Raw genomic sequence first — 5,385 nt, forward strand, 5'->3', positions numbered from 1 at the left:
GAATATAATAATAGTATTTTTGTGAATTCGATTTTAAAAATTGGTTGGAGCCATAAAGGTTTAATTATCACTTATAACAATTATGATGATATTTTCCTAGCACCAAAAAACAAAGAAGATTTTGTTATTCAAATTTTAAAAATCAATCCCAGAATCAAAATAGAGAATCCTGCTAACCAAGAAATTAAGAATGAAATTTAAAAATTTATCTCTCTCTCTACTAGTAATTGCATTAGGATGTAATGAATCCAAAAACAGTAAAACATTCACATTAAATAATCAAACACAAAAAAGCGATAGTGAATTCTTTGTAGGATTTGAGCCTTTATCGAAATCTTATGTCGATGAAAAAAAGCAAGAAATTGAACACTACTATAATAAATTAATAGGTACTTCTGATTTCTATGGCCAATTTTTAGTGGCTAAAAATGGGAAAATTTTATTTGAAGATTACAAGGGATATGCCTATTATGAAAGAAAAGAAGAAAATAGAAAAAATAAACCCTTACATATTGCTTCTGTAAGTAAAGTTTTAACAGCAGCTGTTGTATTACGACTGGTTGATGAAGGAAAAATCGGTTTAGATGATAAAGTTTCTAAATATTTACCTCATTTTTATTTTGATGATATTACTATTCGAATGCTGTTGAATCACAGAAGCGGACTAAGACACTATGGTTATTTTATTGAAACAGACGTGAAGTGGGATCGATCAAAACGTATAACTAATCAGGATATTTTAAACTTAATCAACTCAGGTAAAATTCATTTAGAATCTAAACCTGATACTCGATTTGCTTATTGTAATACAAATTATGCCTTACTAGCTTTAATTATTGAAAAGGTAACTAAAATGGACTATCATGAAGCCATGGATAAATTACTTTTCAAGCCTTTGGGAATGAAAAATACTTTTGTTTTTGATTACGAAAAACACCATGACACTGTTAGTCAGACCTATAAAGCTAATAAATTACGATTAGCTTTTGATCATTTAGACTTGGTTTACGGAGATAAAAATATTTATTCTACCGCACGTGACTTATTAAAGTTTGATTTAGCTACCTACTCAGATCATTTTTTTAGCCCAAAATTGAGAAAAGAAATCTATAAAGGCTATAGTTATGAAGCTAAAGGTGAAAAAAATTATGGATTAGGAATACGCCTTCGTGAATGGAAAGAAGCTCCTACACTGACTTATCATAACGGATGGTGGCACGGAAATACTTCGTCTTATATAACAATGAAAAATGACAATTTAACCATTATTTGTTTATCAAATAAAATGACACATAAAACATACCAAACCAAAAAGTTCTTGGCCTTGTTTAACTCAAAATATCCAATAAAACTTGATAATAGCGAAATAAATAATGGAGCTAATGAATAAATAATGTCTAAAATTAAACGAAGTATACGAATTTCTAAATACATCATTTACAAGGAAACGTTTGTAAATTATAAGGAATATTTTTTGTCTTTTCTAGGTTCATTCATAGGGATAGGTATTATCGCATTACTACAATCTTTATTTTTGAATGAGTTTGAAAATATTTTTCTTATTGGATCCTTTGGCGCTTCAAGTGTTTTGATATATGGAGCCGTTCAAAGTCCACTAGCCCAGCCAAGAAATGTAATAGGAGGTCATATTTTATCTGCAATAATTGGAGTATCATCATTTAAATTTCTACCAGAGATCATTTGGATCAGTGCTCCATTAGCTGTTTCTATGTCCATAATCATCATGCAATTCACAAAAACATTACACCCACCTGGTGGTGCAACAGCTCTTATTGCCGTTACAGGTTCCGCAAAAATTAAAACTTTAGGTTTTCTTTATGTTATATTTCCTGTTTTAACGGGAAGTTTAATATTACTTTGTTTGGCATTCATATTTAATAATTGCTCTTCTTATAGAGAATATCCAAGAAACAATAAAGTTGTAAAAAAAATAAAATCTAAGTTGAATATTACAACAAAACCACCTAATTAGTTTAAATAAATACCATCTTCTTTAATAAGAATTTGTTTTTGCTTATATAAACTTCCAATAGCTTTTTTAAACGTTTTTTTACTCATTTTCAACACGGACTTAATTTCTTCTGGATGACTATCATCATTTAAAGGTAAAAATCCGTTATTTTGTTTTAATGCTTGTAAAACACTTTGGGAGGAATCATCAATAACTTCAAAGCCTAATTTTTGAAAAGAAACATCAATTTTTCCATCAGGACGAATTTGTTTAATATAAGCTTTGGTTTTATAACCCGGTGATACAGACGTAAATACTTCATTTTTGTATGCTAAACCTCTATATCTACCATTGATTATAACGTTAATACCTGCGTCAGTTATGTGAGAAACCATTACGTCTACTTCTTGATTTTTCTCTAAATCAATCGACTCATGATCTAAAAATTGATTAATTTTACTTGAACCAACCAAACGATTGGTTTTTTCATCCTCGTATAAATAAACAACATAACGTTTATCTTTTTCCATTGGACGAGCTTGTTCTTTAAAAGGAACAAATAAATCTTTTTCTAATCCCCAGTCCAAAAAAGCACCAAATTTATTTGTGTAATTTACTTTTAAAACTGCAAATTGATTAATTGTTATAAAAGGCTTTAAAGTTGTAGCAACTGGCCGCTCTTCATGATCTAAATATACAAATACAGTGATATCATCACCAATGTGAAAATCAGCAGGGACATATTTTTTGGGTAATAAAATTTCATCAGTTTCATTAACTAAAAACAAACCTACTTTTGTGTCTCTAGCTATTTTTAATGTATGGTAAGTACCTATTTGCAACATCGTATTATGGTTTTATTATTAAAAGTGATGGTGTATTATTCAACCAAACACTTCTAGTATCGATTAGTTTTTTCCAACTATCTATACTCATTATTAACAAGTCTTGTTCCTTTAAAAAATCTTTTTCTAACTTAGAAGTGGGTATAACTTTTACATTTTCATGCACAACTTTATTCTCTTCATTCATAACTTCATAAGTATCAAATATTGAAATTTTAGCCGAAGAACTTTTTTTCATTCGTTTAACATATTCTAGCAAAAATTGATCTTCCTTATTAAATAGAATAAATGATATTTTTTCAATTTTTGTTAAATTTTTATCCATGAAAACACCCAGTGGAACTTCTGTTTTATTTATGATAGCCTGAGTTTTATCGTCAAAATAGCTATTTTCAAATAGTTTTTCTTTACCTGTAAATGTATTTAATAAATTTTCAGGATTAATAATTTTAGAAGTAACCCCTAATATTTTACCCAACAGAGTACCTTCATAAATTGAAGCTCCGATATTAATCAATACAAAATTAAAATCCCCTTTTTTAACTACTTCAACTACATCTGCATCAATATCGTTTGAAGCTTTAAAAATAGTATTAATTTTTCTATTTAACTTATCTGCTTCTTTCCATATAGGTCGGAAACTATCTTTTTCATATTCTTCAATTTTATAAGGATTGATTTCATTCGTTGAAGATATAAACATTGCTGTTAAAGATTGTTTTTCTTCTTCCTTGCTTACAAAATGATTGGCTACTTTTAATAGAGGTTTGGCATCATCTGGATTTTCAAAAGAAATAAGTACTTTATATTCTTGTTGAGCAATAAGTTGAGGAGCAAAATATTTTCTTCTTTTAAAAATAAAATCAATTAAATTTAATGCTGGACCAGTCATGAATGTAGTAGAAAGTGCCATAATAACCATCATAGCAAATATTTTGGGAGACAATACTCCCAATTCTAATCCAATGTTTAACACCACTAACTCCATTAATCCTCTTGTGTTCATTAATGCACCTAAAGTTAAACTATCTCTCCAATTTTGCCCCACATATTTAGCAGTTAGTGTACTACTTAAAAATTTTGCGCTAACGGCTACAAGAACAATAATACCTGTCATTTTCCAGAGATACTCTGTATTAAGCAATCCTATTTTTGTATTTAGTCCTGTTACTACAAAAAATAAAGGCAACATAATTACTAAGGAAACATCTTCTACTTTTTCTATGAAAATATGTCTAAACCTCATGTTTTCGGGCATAATTACACCTGCTACAAAAGCCCCTACTAAAGCATGAATTCCAATAATTTCAGTTAAATAAGAAGATATTAATAAGGTTAAAAAGAAAATAGCAACGACTGGTTTCGTTATTTTCTCAGCAGAATCATATAACTCTCCTACATGCTTTAGAAATGGACGAACTAATCCTAACATTAAACCTATATATACTACAGCCATAGCAATAATATATAATGAACTTGCAACTGAACCAGCTTTGACAATAGCGATTACACCAGCCAATAAACACCAAGCTGTAATATCATCAATGGCTGCACAAGTAATAACTAATGAGCCTAATTTTGTCTTATTCAATCCTCGCTCTTGAACAATTCTCGCCAAAACAGGAAAAGCGGCAATACTCATAGCTACGCCTAAGAAGAGACCAAACGACATAAAATGCACTCCATTGGGAGCAAATTCTTGGTATAAAAAAAAGGCTAATCCTAAACCTAAAGCATAAGATACAATTATACTTGTATGACTAATAATGAAAGCTTCTTTTACTTTAGTACGCAATATTTTTAAATCAAGTTCCATTCCAACCACAAACATGAATAAGATTAATCCTATTTGACTTAAAAATTTTAAGTTAACTATAGATTCTTTAGGAAACAAAGTACCAAATAACTCTGGAAAATAAGTACCAAACAATGATGGTCCCAAAGCTATGCCTGCTAACATCTCTCCTATTACTGTTGGCTGACCAATTTTTCTACAAATCCACCCAAAAAAGCGAGCAACTAAAATGATAGTCACTATTTGTGCTAATAAAATCGCTAAGGGATGAAATATATTATGCTTTATAGAAGCAATAAATTCATGAAGATAATGGTGACTAACGATAACTTCTTTAGAAACTTTACTTAACTCAATTCCTTTACCAAGCTCTAGAATATAGTAAATGATACCAGAAAAAAAGACTAGTATAAAAATGTAGAAAATGGAATTTTTAAATTTTTTCATGAAATTATAAAGATGTATTATTCAATAGGACCTTCCCACTGCATAATACCTCCTTCTAAATTATAAGTATGCTCAAAACCTAATTGGTTCATAATACTACAAGCCTGAGCACTTCTGGCTCCTGACCGACAATATATAAAATATGTTTTGTCTTTATCAAGCTCTTCAATCTTATAAATAAAACCTTGTCCTTTATAAATATCTATATTAATAGACTGGGGAATTTTACCCGAAATAACTTCTTCATCAGTTCTAACATCAAGAATTACAGCATCTTCAGTACTTAAGAACTTTTCCCACCAATCGTTTTGTGATAAATTCATACC

At 29.4% G+C, this 5,385-nt stretch carries 6 protein-coding genes; 3 read left to right on the plus strand and 3 right to left on the minus strand.

Annotated elements, in window-relative coordinates; genetic code table 11:
* The 3 genes from QZ824_RS10560 to QZ824_RS10570 all read left to right on the plus strand — a co-directional run.
* Window positions 1–201 (plus strand): PH domain-containing protein (locus QZ824_RS10560; protein WP_291275979.1); only part of this gene is annotated, 201 nt, incomplete at its 5' end.
* Complete coding sequence (locus QZ824_RS10565) at window positions 191–1,390, plus strand: serine hydrolase domain-containing protein (protein ID WP_291275980.1); 1,200 nt, start codon at window positions 191–193, stop codon at window positions 1,388–1,390. The genes QZ824_RS10560 and QZ824_RS10565, both read left to right, overlap by 11 nt.
* A 3-nt stretch (window positions 1,391–1,393) precedes the next feature.
* The gene (locus tag QZ824_RS10570; RefSeq protein WP_291275981.1) at window positions 1,394–1,993 is read left to right on the plus strand and encodes an HPP family protein; all 600 of its coding nucleotides are present in this window, start codon (window positions 1,394–1,396) and stop codon (window positions 1,991–1,993) included.
* On the opposite strand, the gene QZ824_RS10575 is transcribed toward QZ824_RS10570, so the two are convergent.
* The 3 genes from QZ824_RS10575 to QZ824_RS10585 are packed head-to-tail and all read right to left on the minus strand — an operon-like array spanning window position 1,990 to window position 5,382.
* The gene (locus QZ824_RS10575) at window positions 1,990–2,817 is read right to left on the minus strand and encodes a S1-like domain-containing RNA-binding protein (RefSeq protein WP_291275982.1); all 828 of its coding nucleotides are present in this window, start codon (window positions 2,815–2,817) and stop codon (window positions 1,990–1,992) included. The genes QZ824_RS10570 and QZ824_RS10575 overlap by 4 nt on opposite strands.
* A gap of 4 nt (window positions 2,818–2,821) precedes the next feature.
* Entirely contained in the window at window positions 2,822–5,059 is a 2,238-nt protein-coding gene (locus QZ824_RS10580; protein ID WP_291275983.1) for a cation:proton antiporter, read from the minus strand.
* A 17-nt stretch (window positions 5,060–5,076) separates the two neighbouring features.
* The gene (locus QZ824_RS10585; RefSeq protein ID WP_291275984.1) at window positions 5,077–5,382 is read right to left on the minus strand and encodes a rhodanese-like domain-containing protein; all 306 of its coding nucleotides are present in this window, start codon (window positions 5,380–5,382) and stop codon (window positions 5,077–5,079) included.
* Between the last annotated feature and the right edge of the window lie 3 nt (window positions 5,383–5,385).

The organism is Flavobacterium sp., assembly GCF_021151785.1.
Classification (GTDB): domain Bacteria; phylum Bacteroidota; class Bacteroidia; order Flavobacteriales; family Flavobacteriaceae; genus Flavobacterium.

Excerpts from the sequence above, each read along its gene's own strand:
- QZ824_RS10565 (WP_291275980.1), top strand. The coding sequence starts at position 191 with ATGAAATTTAAAAATTTATCTCTCTCTCTACTAGTAATTGCATTAGGA.
- QZ824_RS10570 (WP_291275981.1), top strand. The coding sequence starts at position 1,394 with ATGTCTAAAATTAAACGAAGTATACGAATTTCTAAATACATCATTTAC.
- QZ824_RS10575 (WP_291275982.1), bottom strand. The coding sequence starts at position 2,817 with ATGTTGCAAATAGGTACTTACCATACATTAAAAATAGCTAGAGACACA.
- QZ824_RS10580 (WP_291275983.1), bottom strand. The coding sequence starts at position 5,059 with ATGAAAAAATTTAAAAATTCCATTTTCTACATTTTTATACTAGTCTTT.
- QZ824_RS10585 (WP_291275984.1), bottom strand. The coding sequence starts at position 5,382 with ATGAATTTATCACAAAACGATTGGTGGGAAAAGTTCTTAAGTACTGAA.